This window comes from Paenibacillus sp. FW126-R14 (assembly GCF_058789495.1).
This window is the reverse complement of record NZ_JBYTBS010000092.1, coordinates 1-17,440: the sequence shown is the minus strand read 5'-3', so window position 1 is coordinate 17,440 and position 17,440 is coordinate 1. Positions and strand designations below refer to the sequence as shown.

Sequence of the window (17,440 nt, the reverse complement as noted above, 5' to 3'; positions counted from 1 at the left end):
CAGAAACACACCATTCCAGCCTCCTGCAAACCATTTCTCCTCCCGCAATCCGTCCGCCATCGAACCCCACCATCCCAACCTCCTGCAATCCTATTCTCCTCCCGCAATCCCTCCGACTAGGAAAGAATCCTTATAACGATTCTTTCACTTGAGCCTGGGCAGGGAATATGAGTAAATAGAGAAGTAGCCGGCCGGCTAATGACTTCGGAAAGGAGTGATCAAGGTGATTACAACAAAAGCGGAGGTGATCTCTGCGTAAGCAGAGATCATCGTTTCAAACCGGGGGCTCCTGGGCCCCCGCATATTCTTAACTTTGCGAGTAGACAGCGAGAAGCTTTTTACATATAATGAGAATTGTGAACACGAAGTGAACACAGGCAACAAAGGAGAGACTTTGCTCTCCAACCAAATCCCAACAAATTCCAATATAAGGTGAAAGGAGTGCTTTTTAATGAACACAATGACAATGACAGTAGCGATGAATGTTGCGGCCGCCGCAGAGGTATCCGTCTCCTAACTGAATATCATTCGTGGAATAACCGTTCACCTGAATTTTGTATAATTGCATATACAACCGACAGGCACGATTAGGTCGTGTTTTTTTTATTCCATTTTGATAAGAATGGTATGAGGTCTAGGGGCGATGAGATTACTCTCTGCAAATCCGAACAAAGTCTAATCTTTGCGACAATTTGAGGAGGTTTTCATCCATGAGTTACAAGAACGGGAAAGACGTTCTTCCCCCTAACCTATTAAAACAATTACAAGAATATATCCAAGGCGAGATCGTATATATCCCTAAGAAAGAGCAGAAACGTGCCGGATGGGGAGAAAATAACGGAACACGCATTATAATCGAGCGTAGAAATCAAGAAATTTTCCGGTTGTACCAAACAGGCTCCACCGTGATGGAGCTGATCAAGACGTTCCATCTGTCGGAAGACAGCATCCGCAAAATTATTGTGAAGACACGCGAATTATCAGCTAATCAAGCATAGAAGCAGCATCCATTGCGATGTTGCTTTTTTCTTTGCGATAAATTGTAAAATGTTGGTCGAAACTAAAAGGGATCAAAGAGAAGGCTAGCGAAATAAAGAGATCATGAGATTACATTTTTCGACAGGAGGAGTTTCTATGATATTTGTGTTCGTCTACGGTACCTTACTCGTCGGAGAGAGCAATCACTCGGTAGCTGCTCCTTATGTGAAGTCCGTTCAGCCTGGTGCAATTTATGGACGTTTGTTCGATGTGGGACCGTATCCAGCGCTTCTGTTAACCGAAGGAGATAGCGACCGGCACGTTGTTGGAGAATGGCTGGAAGTAAACGAAGAGGGTTTGCAAGCGATGGATGTCCTGGAGGGATACCATGGAGCCGGCGCCTCCAATGAGTATGAACGGGTCTGGATACGCGATGTGAGCGGGCTGCGCGAAGGCTGGGTGTACATCTACCCCACGGTGGAAGGGCTCAAAGAAATTGACGGCTCGTCATGGAAAACATATAACGCTGGGCGAAGTAAATGATTTATTTTGACCTTTTTCGACAATTTCCTGTCCTGCCTATAAGCATGATGCTATAATTAAAGTAATTTATTTAATTAGAGGAGATACTTATGTCTGTTTATAAAATACTGCTAGCTGACGACGAACTTGCACTCCGCTTCCTGCTAACGGAAACGTTATCCGACGAAGGATATGAAATCACGGAGGCAGAGGACGGCCAGCAAGCCATTGAACAGCTTCAAAATGAATCATTTGATTTGATTATTCTTGACTATATGATGCCTGAGCGCACGGGCGTTGAGGTCTGTGAGTGGCTGCGTCAAAGCGATAATACGAATCGCGATCTTCCTGTCATTCTGCTTACGGCTAAGGCTTTGGATAAAGATAAAGAGAAGGCGAAAGCGGCTGGCGTCACCACCTATATTGTCAAGCCGTTCAGCCCGCTTCAACTTCTAAATACAGTCGGACAATTATTAGAAAGTTGATTCGAATGCTATAGAGATATAATTTTATATGTAAAAAGGGTGATTGTCCGTCATGCATAATACAAATCTAGAGCACACAAAGAGCCCCGGGTCAGAATCGGATAAAGACGCAAGAATTCTCAGGCAAGGCAGAAAACTGTTCATTCGTGAATTTGAAAAACAGCTGAAAGAGCTTGAAGCTCTGTTGGATGCCATTCGCACTGTGCCGGCAGCGGAGGACTTGAATAAATTTTACCGCATCATACATACGCTTAAAGGCAGTGCGCCAATTTTTGGCTATGACCGGATCGGCAGACTGGCAGAGGATCTGGTTCGACTGTGGGAGTGGACGCAAGCTATCGATCAAGAGCAGGATGAGTCGTTTATTACTATGAATCCGGTTCTGGAAAGCGTAGAGCGCAGCATCAAGCTTCTTCGTGAAATGAATATGGAATATGATATCGGCATGACGGAAATTCAAATGGATGAGCAAAAGGACCGGAGCGCAGGTTCCATGCTTAGAACGCTGAAAAGCCGTCTGCTTCTTGTCGACGATGACGAAGTGCTCCGTTCCTATTTGACCAGGCGCCTTCAGCTTGATGATTGCATTGTCGATGAGGCCGCGGATGTGGAGTCCGCCATGAAACTGCTGCGTACCCATACGTATGATCTCGTGACGCTCGATCTCATGATGCATCCGCAGTCGGGATATGAGCTGTTTGAGTTCCTTAAGGAAGATCCTACGTTGAAGTGGCTGCCGCTCATCGTCTTGTCAGGGCGCAACGATTTGAATGATAAAGTGCGCTGCTTCCATTTGGGAGCTGACGATTATGTTACAAAGCCGTTTCAATATGAGGAGTTAGCCGCGCGAATCTACGGATTGCTCAAAAGGACGAAAAATTTCGAGCAGCTCGCTTTCCGCGATCCACTGACAGGTGTGTTCAACCGTCGCTATTTTGACCTTCAAATTGGCATGGAGCTGCAGCGGATCGAACGCTATCCGGCGCCGATTTCGCTCGTTTTCATCGATATTGACTGCTTCAAAAAGATTAACGATACGTATGGACATCACGTGGGAGATTTGGTGCTGCAAGGCTTGGCCCATTTATTGCAAGTCAATTTGCGTGCGACGGATCTGCTGGCCCGTTTCGGAGGCGAAGAATTTGTGATTGCCCTTCCGAATACATGCTTGGAACAGGCGCAGTTCACGATGCAGAACATCCTGAATAAAGTTCGCTCCAACCCGGTTGCCCAGTATGAGGGGAAGACGTTCTCCATTACTTTCTCGGCAGGCATTGCCCAGTGGCAGAAAGAAATGACCGTGGCCGACTGGGTTTCCAAAGCGGATGAAGCGATGTATCAAGCCAAGCAGCAGGGCAGGAACCGAATTCTAGGCGCATCTGCAGAGAAAGAAGTTCAGCCGAACAAATCGACTGCGCAGCCTCATCCAGAGAAGAAAAATTTGCTCATCGTCGACGACGATCCGATTCTAAGAGCGATACTCACTTCGCATTTGGAGCATTTGCCGATTACGATTACCCATGCTTCCGATGGTGAAGAGGCGCTCGGTTTGCTGAAGGAAAAGAGCTACGATGCCTGTATTCTGGATGGGATGATGCCGAAGTTGGACGGGTTCTCCTTATTGGATCAGATTCACAAGGATCCCCGCTTAGCGAATACGAATATGAAGGTGCTCATGCTTTCCGGCAAGAAAAAGGAAGACGATTTGCTCAAAGGCTATCAAATGGGCGCCGATGACTATATGACGAAGCCGTTTTCACTGATTGAGCTGGAAGTACGTGTGAAAAAACTGATGAACTTCATATAACAGGAGGGGGTTGGACTTGGGTCCGCTCCCTTTTGCCGTAGAATTCGAAGTTGCTCTCGTTTTTTGTTAAAATTAGGCTTGGAGGTGCAAGATGTCGGATAAAAAATGGTTCAGCTTGGAGGAAGCCAATGAAATGCTTCCGTTTGTGGATCAGCAATTAAAGAAAATGCAAGCCTTGAAGCGTGCTTTTGAAGAGAAATACACCGAGCTGCGCAGGAAGAAAAATGAACTGGCTGAAACGCCCGGCACGGAAAAAGACCCGTTCTTTCTACAGGAAGCGGAGCTTGAATTTATGCAGATCGAAGCGCGCGGGCTGATTCAGCATTTTCAGCAAACGGGAGTAGAGCTTAAGGATATAGAAACAGGACTTGTGGATTTCCCGTCTGTAATCGGGGGCCAGGAAGTGCTGCTATGTTGGAAACAAGGAGAGGACAGAATCCGTTACTACCACGGCAAAGAGGATGGTTATGCCGGCCGTAAACCGATTATGGATTAGAGGAACTTATCTATGAAAAGACAGCAACAAAATAGTCGTCAACGCTTTTGGTTCTTGCCTGCATTTATGATGTGTATACTAGCTATGATGCTCTTAAGTTCATTTGTCGTCCCGCAATCCGTGTCTGCTCACGCATCGCTGGTACAGGCGGTTCCGGAATCGGGCGCAAAGCTGGAAAGTTCTCCGCCCCAAGTGGCGATTACTTTCAATGAAGCTTTAGATGCAGGGCTGTTTTATATCAAAGTTTTTAATCGTGACGGCAATGAAATGACGAGCAATAAAGCTTATTTGAACAAAGAGCAGACAACTGTGCTCCTTGATCTGCCGAAGCTGACCGAAGGCGTTTATTTGATCAGCTATCATGTCATTTCGGCTGACGGTCACCCGATTGGCGGCAGCTATCCGCTGACGATCGGCAATCCGCCGCAAGAGGATACGCTGGCTCTTCCTTCCGCTCATGCCAATCACGATCACGGATCAGGTCCGCTCACGACGAAGGTTCTGCTGCAGTACCTCTCGCGCGGTTTGTGGTATCTGATGCTGCTCGCCTTAACAGGATGGGTGATTTGGTTAAGAGTACTTGGAAAGAACGGCGGGAAAGAAACTGGCAGCGCCCTAGCTTCATGGACGCTGAATCTGCAGCGTGCTCAGCTGGTTGCACTTTTGCTGCTAATTTTTACGCATATCGAGGATTTGCTTGGCGGCGGAGGTGTGGAAGAGCTATGGAAGCTTTTCAGTTCGACGGGCATCGGCATTTCTTGGCTGATCCTGCTGGTCTTATCTCTCCTCGGGTTCGTCCTTATCGGCAAATTGGCATGGTTGGATTGGATTTGGCCATTAGGGTTGCTCGCAGCCAAGAGCTTTAGCGGTCACGCCGCGTCCTTTTCACCGGTATGGGCAACGATCGGACTGGATTGGATTCATTTATTGGGCGCGGCGATGTGGGTAGGCGGCTTGGTGCTGCTCTATGCCAAGTGGCGTTATAAGAGCAGTGACATTAGCACGTATATGAGCAAATTTTCGAAGATGGCTTTGATTTCCATTGTGGTGCTCACGCTGTCAGGAGTCTTGTCCGTTGTGTTATTCTTACCGAGTTTGCGCTATCTGTTATACTCCGGATGGGGAATTCTGATGCTTGTGAAAGTTGGCGCTGTTATTCTTGTTGTGCTTACGGCTTTTGTCATTCGGCTTCTGATGCGCAAGAAGAAAGCTGCACAATCTTTCATCTGGGTGAGGGTAGATTTAACGCTTATGGTCATCATTGTGCTGTTGGTTGGCATCATTACTTATGTGGCGCCGATTCCGGCCAATGAGCCGCTGCAGTGGCATCAAATGGGAGAGAAAGTCCATGTGTCTGCGGACATCACACCGAAAATTCAAGGGACGAATTCCTTCACAGCGAAAGTGTTTCTTCCAGAAAAGTCAGGGAAGCCTAAGCAAGTGCTTATGATTCTTCATTTTATGGACGATAAAGAAATTGCTCCTATTTCTGTGCCAATAGCGGCATACGAAGATAAGAAAGATGAAGAGTCTTACGGCTTTGCCAAGTTCAGTTATCGGGCAGAGGGAGCCTATCTTCCTTTCAGAGGGAATTGGCAGCTGGAAATGCGTGTGATGGATGCGGATGATAATGAAACGGTATACCGCAAAGACTTTATCGTATATTAGAGCTATAAGAAAAATAAGGAAATAATCTAACATTGCCCGAAGGTAGGTGCCGTCATGGCTTGGATGAACATGCTCGAAAGAGAACAATTGACCGTTAAATTGGATAACAAGGATGAGGTTGCCTTGCTGGAAGTTAACGATGGGGGAATATCGCCTAACTATGTAACGATTCGCCTGAATGAAAGCGAGATCGACGAGCTGATTGAAGCTTTGCAGCGAATAAAACGAGCTATCCAATAGCCTGCGCATCGCATGATATATACCAAACGAGGCTGTCCCCAGTCATTTCTATGACTTGCGGGACAGCCTCGTTTGCTTGTTAAAATAAGCTCCAGTCAAATTCCTGCGACAGTTTTCCCAGGAGGTGAACGCCTGCGGTACTGTTGCCTTTACGGTTCAGGGCAGGGCTGACCAGACCGATACCGTAGTGTCCGGGCACCATCGTCAAAATGCTGCCAGACACGCCGCTCTTGGCAGGCAGCCCTACGTTCATTGCAAATTCGCCTGATGCATTGTACATCCCGCAAGTGAACATGAACGTCTTCGCGATCTGCACGAAGCGCCGCGGAATAAGGCGTTGATTGCGAATCGGATCGACGCCGTTATGGGCGAGCACTAACGCCATTCTGGCTAGATCCGCGCAGCTGACCTGGATGGAACAATGGCTGAAATAAACCCGAAGCACATCGTCGACCTCGCGGTCCAGAACGCCGTTGTCTTTCAAGAAGTAGGCCAGCGAACGGTTGCGGTGGGCGGTGTCCGATTCTGATTTGAACACATCCTGGTTAATATCAAGGGCAGGATTGTGGGCAATCTCCCGAAAAAATTGAAGAATGCGTTCAATTTGTTCCTTAGGCGAGCTGCCTGCTATCAAGGATGAAATCGCGATGGCTCCGGCATTAATAAGCGGATTAAACGGAATTCCGGGCTCCACGAGCTCCAGCTTTAACATAGAATTAAAGTCATCTCCGGTAGGCTCCATGCCTACTTTTGAAAACACGGTCTCTTCGCCGTTATCCATTAAAGCAAGAATAAGCGTGAACACTTTCGAAATACTTTGCAGCGTAAAAGAATAATGCGTGTCGCCGGCTGCAACCGTATTCCCCTCAGCATCCATGATGCAGATGCCCAAAATATCGGCGGGAGCATTCGCAAGTTCAGGAATATAGGAAGCAACATGGCCATCTGCGGTATGGGATTTGCTTGCTGCAACCCACTCAGCCAAATGATCGTTAAGCTGCTTCCAAGTTGTTGTGTGCTCGCTCTGATTCATCGTGAAGTCATTCCTTCCTTGCTGCTCAGCCCTTCCAGGCTTGTGGATGATTGTCGCTGATAAGCTCCGTTGCGCTTGCGTTCGCGATGACTTGCTCAGGGTTTTTGCAGCCCGGAATGACGGTTGTTACGGCATCGTGCTTTAAGCACCAAGCGAGCGCCCATTTCGCCATATCCATGCCTTCAGGCACTTCTTCCTTCTGAATGCGCTGCACGTCCTCCAGCTTCTGCCGTACGCTTTCCGCATCATGGCGATGGCGGACATCGGTATTGCTAAACACCGCGCCAGGCTTGTATTTGCCGCTTAAATAACCGCTTGCTAGCGGCACGCGTGCCAGAACGCCAAGATCCTGATTCACACAAGAAGGGAAGACAAGCTCTTCCGGCGCACGATCCAAACGATTGTAAACGACTTGAATTGCCTTCGAGTTTACTTTGCTGGAAGCTTCCGTTTGATGAATGTTAGCATTGCTCCCGATTGACGTTCCCAGGTGTCTGATTTTCCCTGCCTGAACCTGCTTATCTAAGGTTGTCCATAAGTCATCGTTGTCGAATACGCTGTCCGGCCCGGAATGGAATTGGTATAGATCTATGTAGTCCGTTTGTAAAGCTTTGAGCGAAGCATCCAACTGCTTGATGACGCTCTCGGCATTGAATTCATCCGTTCGGGTGAACAGATCGTGGAAGTGATGGCCGAATTTCGTGGCTACGACCCAGTTCTCGCGATTGCGTCTGGATAAATAATTGCCGATAAACGATTCGGAAAGATGGTCGCCATAGCATTCCGCGGTATCGATTAGATTAATGCCAAGATCCGCGGCTTGATCTAGAATAGCATCTGCTTCAGCTTGTGTGTACGTAAGTCCCCATTCTCCTCCGAATTGCCAAGTGCCAACACCAACAATGGAAACTTTTAAATCTGTTTTCCCAAGTCTGCGATATTTCATGGCGATCACTCTCCTCATATAGTATCCAACCTCATTAAACGCTATTGACCGGTTGATGTCAAAATATTAGCTCCAGCATTTACATAAAAAAGCTCCCGTCCTTGTACAAAAGGAGGGAGCTGAGATCTTAGATTAAGCAAGCTCGGGGGAAAGTTCTTTTTCACCCTCTGTACCTGGCTTTTTGGATTTACGGCCGGATACTTTAATATTGCCGATAAACAGCGTAAGAACGGCTCCAAGCAATACGAACACGAGACCTATAATGAACACTTGGTGAAGCGATGAAACCAGTGCGTTTTTCAAAATCGGAAGCATGTGCTGCACGAATTCTTTCGGCATTTTGGCTAATGCTTCAGGATTAAGCAAGGAAGAGTACAAGCTCTGCGGGTTCGTATGAATCATGTTGGTCATCTGAGCGGACAGCTCGCTTGCTTCCGGAGGAAGCTGCTTCACGACCGGAGTCAGGTCTTGCTCCAACAAGACGGTTGACTTGTGGTTCATAATCGCGCCGAGAATCGTCATGCCGAATGTACCGCCGATTTGACGGAAGAATTGGCTGGATGACGTAACCACGCCAAGCTCGGATTTCGGGAAGCTTTCTTGCAGAGCAAGTGTCAGAATCGGCATCACAAGACCCATACCGAGTCCTAGGAGCAGCATATAGGCAGAAGCAGTCAGCTTCGTCGTGTCAATCCCCATTGTGCTAAGGAAATAGAAGCCAACGGCCATGATGATCATCCCGGCAAGCATTTGTTTGCGCACACCGATTTTATGAATAAATTGCCCGGAAACTACGCTGGCTGCAATCATTGTAATCATAAGCGGCGTCATTACGGTACCTGATGCGGAAGCGCTAATTCCCACAATGCCTTGCATGAAGAGAGGAACGAACATGATCGCTCCGAACATTCCGACAGCCATAAGGAAGCCTACGCCGTTAATTGTTGTAAAAGTTCTGTTTTTGAACAATCGAACGGGAAGAATCGGCTCTTCCGCTCTGCTTTCAATGAAGACGAAGGAAACCAATGATACGATAGCTACTGCAAAAAGTCCAATGATTTGCCAAGACATCCAAGCATAATCTTTACCGCCGAAAGTCAAGGCGAGCAGCAAGGAAACGACACCGATTACCATGGTGGCAATCCCCGGAATATCGAATTTAACTTTACCGGCAGCTTTATGCTTAGGCAAAGCGATGGCGATTAAAATAACGGCAAGGACACCTACAGGAAGGTTGATATAGAACACCCAGCGCCAGTCTAAGGCGTCAACGATCCATCCGCCGATTTGAGGTCCAATAACAGAGGACAGACCGAAAATCGCACCGAAAACACCCTGCCATTTGGCACGCTGCTTACCGGTGAACAAATCCCCGATAATAATCATCGCCATCGGCATCATGATGCCGCCGCCCAGACCTTGCAAGCCGCGGAATAAGATGAGCTCCGTCATGTTCTGGGACATCCCGCAGAGCGCAGAAGCAACGATAAAAATAATGAGACCCGTTACATAGATAACGCGGCGGCCGATCAAATCAGCCAGTTTACCGGCAATAGGCACAACCACGGTTGAGGTCAGCATGTAAGCTGTCGTTAACCAAGCCATGAGGCCGAGTCCGCCTAATTCTCCGACGATCCGCGGCATAGCGGTACCGACAATCGTACCGTCGAGAGCGCCAAACAGCATGGCAATGATAAGGCCTGTCAGCAGGAGGCCGCGATTTTTGAGTTCTGGCGCCGCTGACTCGGCGAGGTTGTCGTCAGAGACAGTTTTTTGAATAGTTTCCACTGCAAATCACTCCTTTTTAAAATAAAAATGAAATTAATAATAAGAGGTTAATTTTTCAAAGGCTTTGACCAAAATGTCCAACTCTTCCGGAGGAAGCTTGGAAAGTCCGCGTGCTATCACTTCTTTTTGGACCGTTTCGGCTTTGGAGAGGATCGCATTTCCGCGTTCCGTATTTTCCACCAACACGATGCGCCGGTCCGTCTCATGGTGCTTACGTATAACATGCCCACTTTGGACAAGACGATCAATCATTACCGTGATCGCACTGGGTTTAACGCCCATTTTGTCAGCAAGGACAGTTTGCTTGGGAGTTCCAATTTTGGCGATCATGTAAAGCATAAATATTTGAGGTCCCGTTAACTCCGAATTTAATTCGGCAAATACGACACTGTTAATTTTTCGATGGGCAGTTTCAAAAGTTGTGCGGAAGCGATTGGTATAGGCCATCAATTCATCTTCCATTGAAAATCCTCCTTCCGGTTAATTAATGGACCAAATTATTAAACGGTAAAATATTTATATAAATTAATATTTAAACTATTTAACAAAATATACGCTCATCTGCCTGCTTAGTCAACTGGAAATTTGCGAGATCTGCAGCGCGCGTACTTGCATATGAGTCTTATCTTGCATATAATAACTGGTACATATACTTGAAAATGCTTTGACGGAGAAGAGTACGCAGTGCTTCTTGACAGGGAGGGTGAGCCGATGATTGAGAGCTGGCCCCGAGAATCAGGCTGCCGAAGTTCGCTCCCGAGCAGTCCTTTGAACAGAAGCAAGCTGAATTGGCTTTTTCTTAAGTAGAGGGAACCGGACGCATCGTCCGTTATCTGGAATGAAGTGAGACTCATTTTTGGCCGCTACAGGCAGGAATTGAATCTAATTAGGGTGGTACCACGGCTTTTCGTCCCTTGCGAGGGAGCGGGAAGTCTTTTTTGTGTTTTCACTAGGGTTGAATGAGGGCCTAATTCAGGAGGGATTGCAATGAAAGAGCGGTTAGAAGCTTTAAAGCAGGAAGCGCTGCAGGAGCTAAGCGGCGTTCAAAGCCAGCAGGAGCTGAACGATTTACGGATTAAGTATTTGGGTAAAAAGGGGCCGTTAACCGAGGTTCTCCGCGGCATGGGCGCGTTAAGCGCAGAAGAGAGACCGGTTATCGGGCAAGTAGCGAACGATGTTCGCGCGGCGATTGAATCGGTGATCGAGGAGAAACAAGCGGCGTATCAGCAGCAAGAAACGGAAAACCGTCTTCGTGCCGAAATGATCGACGTTACGCTGCCGGGCCGTCCGTCCGAGCAAGGGGCTGTACACCCTTTGAGCAAAGTTATTCAAGAGATTGAAGATATTTTCATCGGGATGGGGTATACCGTTGCGGAAGGTCCCGAGGTTGAGCAGGACTACTACAACTTCGAGGCGCTGAATCTGCCGAAAGACCACCCTGCGCGAGACATGCAGGACTCGTTCTATATTACTGAAGAAATTTTGATGCGTACCCAAACTTCTCCGGTACAAGTAAGAACGATGGAGAAACGCAAAGGCGAAGTTCCGATCAAAATCATTTGCCCGGGCAAAGTATACCGCCGCGACGACGATGATGCGACACATTCCCATATGTTTACGCAAATCGAAGGTCTCGTTATCGACCGCAACGTGCGGATGAGCGATTTGAAAGGCACCTTGCTGCAGTTTGTGCAAGAAATGTATGGCAAAGAGACAAGAATCCGCTTGCGTCCAAGCTTTTTCCCGTTCACTGAGCCGAGCGTTGAGGTCGATGTCAGCTGTGCGATGTGCGGCGGCGTTGGCTGCCGTACCTGCAAACAAACAGGCTGGTTGGAAATTCTCGGAGCGGGTATGGTGCATCCTCGCGTGCTTGAAATGGGTGGCTATGATCCGAAGGAATATACAGGGTTTGCATTCGGTATGGGTGTTGAACGCATCGCTATGCTGAAGTACGGTATTGAAGATATCCGTCATTTCTACACCAATGATTTGCGCTTCTTAAAGCAATTCTTACATTTGTAAGCAACAGGAAAAGGAGGGGTTAAGCATGAATGTTTCATACCAATGGTTATCCGATTATGTAGATGTAACAGGCTTCACAGCCGAGGAATTAGCAGAAAAATTAACCCGAAGCGGTATTGAAGTGGATATCGTGGAGGACCGAAATAAAGGCGTAACGAATGTTGTCGTAGGTTATGTCAAATCCCGTGAGAAGCATCCCGATGCAGATAAATTAAGCGTTTGTGTCATTGACGCCGGTCAAGGCGAAGATTTGCAAATCGTATGCGGAGCCAAAAATATCGACGCCGGCCAAAAAGTGCCTGTCGCGATGATCGGTGCTGTTCTGCCGGGCGGACTGCAAATCAAACGCGCCAAGCTGCGCGGCGTTGAATCCCAAGGCATGATTTGCTCAGCCAAGGAGCTTGGCTTGAATGACAAGCTGCTGCCCAAAGAGATCCAGGAAGGGATCTTGGTGCTTCCGGAAGACACGGAAATCGGGAAATCGATTCTCGATGTTCTGGCTATCAACGATAAAGTGCTGGAGCTCGACCTGACGCCTAACCGCTCTGACTGCTTGAGCATGCTCGGAGCAGCTTATGAGATCGCCGCGATCCTTGGCCGCGGCGTTAAGCTTCCTGATGCGGAAGCAGCGCTTGAGGCGGCAGGAACTGCCGGTGTGAAAGCGGCAGACCGCATTAGCGTGAAGATCACAGCGACCGAGCAGTGCTCGCACTACGCAGCCCGCCTCATCGAAGGCGTGCGCGTGGGCACTTCTCCGCTATGGATGCAGAACCGCTTGATGGCGGCAGGAATCCGCCCCATCAATAATATCGTAGACATCACGAACTTCGTGATGTTGGAGTACGGCCAGCCGCTGCACGCTTTCGATGCCGAGCAGCTGAACAATGGCCACATCGACGTACGCCTTGCTGAGGCCGGCGAGAAGCTCGTTACGCTTGACGATACAGAGCGTACGCTTGAGCCGCACATGCTGCTCGTCACGGACGGCACAAAGCCTGTCGCGATCGCCGGGGTTATGGGCGGAGCGAATTCTGAAGTGACCGACGGCACCACGCGGATTTTGCTTGAATCCGCTAAGTTCGCAGGCTCCTCAGTGCGCCGCACATCGCGCCAGTTGGGCCTTCGCTCCGAAGCGAGTCTTCGCTTCGAGAAAGAAGTGAACCCGGAAGCGGTGCTTCCGGCATTGAACCGTGCCGCAGCGTTAATCGCGCAGTACGCTGGCGGGCAAGTCGCAGACGGCATCGTCGAAGCCGTTGCCGGATCCCACAAGCCGGTGAGCATCGAGCTTGCTGCTGACCGTGTGAACAACTACCTCGGCACCGAGCTTTCTTTGGCCGAGATGGGTCAAATCATTGAGCGCCTGCACTTCAGCTTTGAGCAGGCAGGAGAAGGCAAGCTGCTCGTACACGTGCCGAGCCGCCGCGGAGACATCACCCGGGATGTGGATTTGATTGAAGAAGTGGCACGCCTCTTCGGCTACGACAACATCCCGACGACCTTGATGACCGGCGTGACAACGCCCGGGTCCTTGTCCAAAGAGCAGGCGATCCGTCGTATAACCCGGAACCTGCTCACCCAAAGCGGGCTGCATGAAGTCATTACCTATTCCTTCACGCACCCGGATCAAACCGTTTCGCTGCCAGGGCTGTATCCAGCGGCAAAACCAATTTCCCTCGCGATGCCAATGAGCGAGGACCGCAGCCAACTTCGCACGAGCTTGCTGCCGCATTTGCTGGAAGTTGTAAGCTACAACCGCAACCGCACCATGGATGACGTAGCGATTTTCGAAGTCGGCAAAGCATTTGTTACTGATGAGTCTTCACTTACAACTTTGCCGCAAGAAAAGCTTCTCCTTTCCGTCGTAATGACGGGCAAACGGAGCGGGGCGCACTGGGCGCAGAAATCGCAAGCTGTTGATTTTTATGACATCAAAGGAATCTTTGAGCGTCTTATCAGCTACCTAGGCGTCAAAGGACTTACTTACACATCTGCGTCGCCAGACGGCTTCCATCCGGGACGGACGGCCAATCTTCTGCTAACTACTTCTGAAGGTCAGAAGGTTATTGGCCGCATAGGTCAGCTGCACCCGACCGTTCAACAGCAGCGTGATCTAGACGATACGTACGTGCTTGAAGTTGAGCTGGCTCCGATTCTGGAAGCCGCAGGCGATGCGATTGTCTATAAGCTGCTGCCGCGTTATCCGTCCATTGGACGCGATCTTGCCGTAGTCGTAAATGCCAGCGTACCGGTCGGTCTTATGGAGCAAACGATCGCAGAAGTTGCCGGTGATTTGTTGGAGTCTATCCAGGTCTTTGATATCTACACAGGGGAACGTCTTGGGGCAAACCGCAAGAGCGTAGCTATCGCTCTCGTGTACCGTCACGCTGAAAGAACCCTCCTGGATGAAGAGGTTACGGAACTCCATGCCAAAGTCGTTCAAACCCTTGAACAACAATACGAGGCAGAGTTAAGAAAATAGAGCAACTTTCGTGAAAGTTGCAGGAAAACAGGCTGGTCTTATCGAAATTAACCTCGATAGGGCCAGCCTTTTCATCTAAGGGGGAAATAATATGACGACTGAAGACAAAACGAAAATCACCGTTGACATATATGGAAATCAATACAAGTTAAAAGCAGACACCAGCACCAACTACATGAAGCGTGTTGCGGAATATGTGAATGACCAAATGTTCCGTATCGCCAAAGGATATCCACGATTGGATTCGCAAAGAATTGCTGTACTAGCCGCTGTAAACATGGCGGATGAATGCTTCCGCATGAATGAAATCATGGAAGAGCTTAGCGCAGCACAGAAAGAGCAGGAAGCAATCAAAGCGGCCTATGAGAAAGTGAACGTTACATACAACCAGTTGAAACATGAGTATGATAAACAGCAAACCGTTCTATCTGAACAAAAAACCAAACTAGACCAATTCAAAGATCAGCAGGAGCAGCTCCAACAGGAAGTACAAAAAGGAAAACAAGAACATGAGCAAGTTAAACTGCAAATCCAGCAAGCTAAACAACAGCAAGACCAAACCAAACAGCTATATGAGCAAACCAAGCAACAACTGGAACAGGAGAAAAAGCAAGTAGCCCAAGCGCGGCAACTGCTCGATCAAGAAAAACAGCAGCATCAAAAAGCCAAACAGCAAATCGAACAGGCAAAACAGCAAATCGAACAAACCAAACAGCAGATCGCACAAGAAAAACAACAGCAAGAGCAGCTGGTGCAGCAATTGCAGCAAGCCAAGCAGCAGCAGGCACTAACGAAACAGGAACAAGACCAAGCTAAACAACAGCAAGAACAAGCCGAGCAGCTTCACGAGCAAATTAAACAACAATTGGAACAGGAAAAAGAGCAGGCAGCGCAAGCGCGTCAACAGCTTGATCAAGAAAAACAGCTGCATCAACAAGCCAAACAGCAAATCCAGCAAGGAAAACAACAGCAAGACCAAACCAGACAGCTATATGAGCAAACCAAGCAACAACTGGAACATGAAAAAAAGCAAGCAGTGCAAGCGCGGCAACTGCTCGATCAAGAAAAACAGCAGCACCAACAAGCCAAACAGCAAATCGAACAAGGCAAACAGCAAATTGAACAAGACAAACAACAGGAAGAGCAGTTAAGGCAGCAATTGCGGCAAGCTAAGCAGCAGCAAGATCAGGCTACGCAGCAGCAGTTGGAATTGAAGCAGCATTTGGAACAGAGCAAACAAGCACAAGAACAAGTGCAGCAGCAATTACAACAAGCTGGCCAGCAAAATGAAGAAGCTCTTCTTCATCAAGAGCAAATTAAACAACAGTTGGAGCAAGAGAAAAAACAAGCATCGCAAGTTCGGCAACTGTTCGATCAAGAAAAACAGCAGCATCAACAGATCAAACAGCAATTCGAACGAGAAAAGCAACATCAAGAGCAGCTAAAGCAGCAATTGCATCAAGCTGAACAGAAGCTTGAACAACAAAAACAGCAGCTAGAACAACAAAAACAGCAGATTGGACAGCAAATACAGCTCCAAGATAAAATGAAACAAATGCAAGAGCTAGAAGGGCAGCGTTTCGAGCAAGAGAAGCAGCAGTTGACTCAACAAATCCAAGCGCTGAGCGAACAACACCTTGAAGAAACAAGGAACGTATCAGAACGGCACGAACAGGATAAAGAAAAATTAAATCAACGTTATCATCAGGAAAAAGAGGCGCTGGTTCAACAATACTTGCAGGAAAAAGATTCGGCCGATATGCAGCATCAGGAGCAAATCGAACTTCTGGAAAGCTTGCACAAAGAAGAGCTGAATTCGAATATTCAACGTATCGAGCTTGAAAAAGTGGATATCATCGGACGGTTCCAAGAACAACAAACAAACATTATTAAGCAGTTCGAAGAGCAGAAATCATCCATTATTCAGTATTATCAAGCTCAAATGGAAACTCTAGTTCAGCAGCAGCAGCAGGAAAGAGCGTTGTTGAATCAATATTTTGAAGAAGAGAAAGAGCATCTTCTGGAACGATTCGCCAGTGAAAAAGAAAAATTAACGAGCCAGAGTTTGAATGATGAAGCTCAGCAAAAGGAACTTCAACAAGTTAAAGAAGAGTACAGAGAACTGCGTGAGGAATATGCCAAACTTCAGAACGAGTACAATGAATGGATCGAGCTAGTTGAAACAGACAGCCCTATCAGGTAGTCCGAGTGATCATGAACAAATTGGATTATATCATTTTAGCTATAGTCGCTTTAGGATTGCTGGTTGGTTATTTCAAAGGTTTCATCGCCCAAATTGTTTCTCTCTCAGGGTTTGTCCTGGCGTACTTAGTTGCCTTTTACTTTTATAAAGATTTCGCACCGCTGCTTCGTAACGCTGTCTCATTGCCCACCTATCAAAATTACCAAAAGTACGAATTTATCGTAAAAGGGCTCAATCTGGATACGTACATCTTGAATGCTATAGCCTTTGCCATCTTGTTTTTTGGCGTAAAATTCGCCTTGGTATTCATAGGAAGAGCGTTAAACATTTTAGCTAAAACGCCGGGATTGAACTTCATCAACCGCTGGAGCGGCGCATTTCTTGGCTTAGCCGAAGCGCTTTTAATCATCATCATAGCCGTTAACGTCATCACCATCATTCCATCGGATGGACTTCAAAAGCTACTCTCCAGCTCAACGATAGCGCCATATTTAATCACTGAACTGCCCAATGTTGCAGGGAAACTGCAAGAGCTTTGGAAGCAGGGAATCCCCATATAAAAGCTGCCGATTTCTAGTTGTCTAGAAAGAGGCGGCTTTTATTATGCCCACCCCAATCGCTCCCACCTCACCTCATCCCATTCGCTCCCCCCTCTATAAGTTGAAAACACATTTTCTGAAGTATCTACAATACCCAATCCGCACCTTGAAATGAACCGACTGACCTCCACATCTGCAACAGAGCAGCACCTAAACCAGAATAGAGCTCGTACC

General features: G+C 47.9%; 15 protein-coding genes. 11 read left to right on the top strand and 4 right to left on the bottom strand.

What is annotated here, in order from left to right; genetic code table 11:
* Positions 1-710: 710 nt before the first annotated feature.
* From AC3WRW_RS31460 to AC3WRW_RS31430, 7 genes are all read left to right on the top strand, one after another.
* The gene (locus AC3WRW_RS31460) at positions 711-998 is read left to right on the top strand and encodes a CD3324 family protein (protein ID WP_492550160.1); all 288 of its coding nucleotides are present in this window, start codon (positions 711-713) and stop codon (positions 996-998) included.
* A gap of 136 nt (positions 999-1,134) precedes the next feature.
* A complete protein-coding gene (locus tag AC3WRW_RS31455; protein ID WP_492550159.1) occupies positions 1,135-1,521 on the top strand; it encodes a gamma-glutamylcyclotransferase family protein in 387 nt (128 codons plus the stop codon).
* 89 nt (positions 1,522-1,610) lie between these two features.
* Positions 1,611-1,985: a response regulator gene (locus AC3WRW_RS31450; RefSeq protein WP_492550158.1), complete on the top strand. Its 375-nt coding sequence runs from the start codon at positions 1,611-1,613 to the stop codon at positions 1,983-1,985.
* A 52-nt stretch (positions 1,986-2,037) separates the two neighbouring features.
* Positions 2,038-3,792 (top strand): response regulator, encoded by a 1,755-nt coding sequence (locus AC3WRW_RS31445; protein ID WP_492550157.1) that lies wholly within the window; start codon positions 2,038-2,040, stop codon positions 3,790-3,792.
* 91 nt (positions 3,793-3,883) lie between these two features.
* On the top strand, positions 3,884-4,288 hold the full coding sequence (locus AC3WRW_RS31440) for a DUF2203 domain-containing protein (RefSeq protein ID WP_492550156.1): 405 nt from the start codon (positions 3,884-3,886) through the stop codon (positions 4,286-4,288).
* A 12-nt stretch (positions 4,289-4,300) separates the two neighbouring features.
* Positions 4,301-5,956, top strand: coding sequence for a copper resistance CopC/CopD family protein (locus tag AC3WRW_RS31435; protein ID WP_492550155.1), 1,656 nt, complete (start codon positions 4,301-4,303; stop codon positions 5,954-5,956).
* A 54-nt stretch (positions 5,957-6,010) separates the two neighbouring features.
* Positions 6,011-6,196 carry a hypothetical protein gene (locus AC3WRW_RS31430; RefSeq protein ID WP_171682729.1) on the top strand — a complete coding sequence of 62 codons (186 nt, stop codon included), beginning with the start codon at positions 6,011-6,013 and terminating at the stop codon, positions 6,194-6,196.
* 79 nt (positions 6,197-6,275) lie between these two features.
* Here AC3WRW_RS31430 and glsA read toward each other — a convergent pair whose 3' ends face one another.
* From glsA to AC3WRW_RS31410, 4 genes are all read right to left on the bottom strand, one after another.
* Positions 6,276-7,229, bottom strand: a complete 954-nt coding sequence (glsA, locus tag AC3WRW_RS31425; protein ID WP_492550154.1) for a glutaminase A — start codon at positions 7,227-7,229, stop codon at positions 6,276-6,278.
* A 25-nt stretch (positions 7,230-7,254) separates the two neighbouring features.
* Positions 7,255-8,175, bottom strand: coding sequence for an aldo/keto reductase (locus AC3WRW_RS31420; RefSeq protein WP_492550153.1), 921 nt, complete (start codon positions 8,173-8,175; stop codon positions 7,255-7,257).
* A 132-nt stretch (positions 8,176-8,307) separates the two neighbouring features.
* Positions 8,308-9,954 carry an MDR family MFS transporter gene (locus AC3WRW_RS31415; protein ID WP_492550161.1) on the bottom strand — a complete coding sequence of 549 codons (1,647 nt, stop codon included), beginning with the start codon at positions 9,952-9,954 and terminating at the stop codon, positions 8,308-8,310.
* 42 nt (positions 9,955-9,996) lie between these two features.
* Positions 9,997-10,425: a MarR family winged helix-turn-helix transcriptional regulator gene (locus tag AC3WRW_RS31410; RefSeq protein ID WP_492550152.1), complete on the bottom strand. Its 429-nt coding sequence runs from the start codon at positions 10,423-10,425 to the stop codon at positions 9,997-9,999.
* Positions 10,426-10,950: 525 nt separating this feature from the next.
* Here AC3WRW_RS31410 and pheS point away from each other — a divergent pair.
* The 4 genes from pheS to AC3WRW_RS31390 all read left to right on the top strand — a co-directional run bounded on the left by pheS (position 10,951) and on the right by AC3WRW_RS31390 (position 17,227).
* On the top strand, positions 10,951-11,985 hold the full coding sequence (gene pheS, locus AC3WRW_RS31405) for a phenylalanine--tRNA ligase subunit alpha (RefSeq protein ID WP_492550151.1): 1,035 nt from the start codon (positions 10,951-10,953) through the stop codon (positions 11,983-11,985).
* A gap of 25 nt (positions 11,986-12,010) precedes the next feature.
* Positions 12,011-14,464 (top strand): phenylalanine--tRNA ligase subunit beta, encoded by a 2,454-nt coding sequence (pheT, locus tag AC3WRW_RS31400; protein WP_492550150.1) that lies wholly within the window; start codon positions 12,011-12,013, stop codon positions 14,462-14,464.
* 91 nt (positions 14,465-14,555) lie between these two features.
* Positions 14,556-16,667 carry a cell division protein ZapA gene (locus tag AC3WRW_RS31395; protein ID WP_492550149.1) on the top strand — a complete coding sequence of 704 codons (2,112 nt, stop codon included), beginning with the start codon at positions 14,556-14,558 and terminating at the stop codon, positions 16,665-16,667.
* Positions 16,668-16,678: 11 nt separating this feature from the next.
* Entirely contained in the window at positions 16,679-17,227 is a 549-nt protein-coding gene (locus AC3WRW_RS31390; RefSeq protein WP_492550148.1) for a CvpA family protein, read from the top strand.
* Positions 17,228-17,440: the final 213 nt, after the last annotated feature.

Coding starts and splice junctions, on each gene's coding strand:
- AC3WRW_RS31460 (WP_492550160.1), top strand. CDS start 711: ATGAGTTACAAGAACGGGAAAGACGTTCTTCCCCCTAACCTATTAAAA.
- AC3WRW_RS31455 (WP_492550159.1), top strand. CDS start 1,135: ATGATATTTGTGTTCGTCTACGGTACCTTACTCGTCGGAGAGAGCAAT.
- AC3WRW_RS31450 (WP_492550158.1), top strand. CDS start 1,611: ATGTCTGTTTATAAAATACTGCTAGCTGACGACGAACTTGCACTCCGC.
- AC3WRW_RS31445 (WP_492550157.1), top strand. CDS start 2,038: ATGCATAATACAAATCTAGAGCACACAAAGAGCCCCGGGTCAGAATCG.
- AC3WRW_RS31440 (WP_492550156.1), top strand. CDS start 3,884: ATGTCGGATAAAAAATGGTTCAGCTTGGAGGAAGCCAATGAAATGCTT.
- AC3WRW_RS31435 (WP_492550155.1), top strand. CDS start 4,301: ATGAAAAGACAGCAACAAAATAGTCGTCAACGCTTTTGGTTCTTGCCT.
- AC3WRW_RS31430 (WP_171682729.1), top strand. CDS start 6,011: ATGGCTTGGATGAACATGCTCGAAAGAGAACAATTGACCGTTAAATTG.
- glsA (WP_492550154.1), bottom strand. CDS start 7,229: ATGAATCAGAGCGAGCACACAACAACTTGGAAGCAGCTTAACGATCAT.
- AC3WRW_RS31420 (WP_492550153.1), bottom strand. CDS start 8,175: ATGAAATATCGCAGACTTGGGAAAACAGATTTAAAAGTTTCCATTGTT.
- AC3WRW_RS31410 (WP_492550152.1), bottom strand. CDS start 10,425: ATGGAAGATGAATTGATGGCCTATACCAATCGCTTCCGCACAACTTTT.
- pheS (WP_492550151.1), top strand. CDS start 10,951: ATGAAAGAGCGGTTAGAAGCTTTAAAGCAGGAAGCGCTGCAGGAGCTA.
- pheT (WP_492550150.1), top strand. CDS start 12,011: ATGAATGTTTCATACCAATGGTTATCCGATTATGTAGATGTAACAGGC.
- AC3WRW_RS31395 (WP_492550149.1), top strand. CDS start 14,556: ATGACGACTGAAGACAAAACGAAAATCACCGTTGACATATATGGAAAT.
- AC3WRW_RS31390 (WP_492550148.1), top strand. CDS start 16,679: ATGAACAAATTGGATTATATCATTTTAGCTATAGTCGCTTTAGGATTG.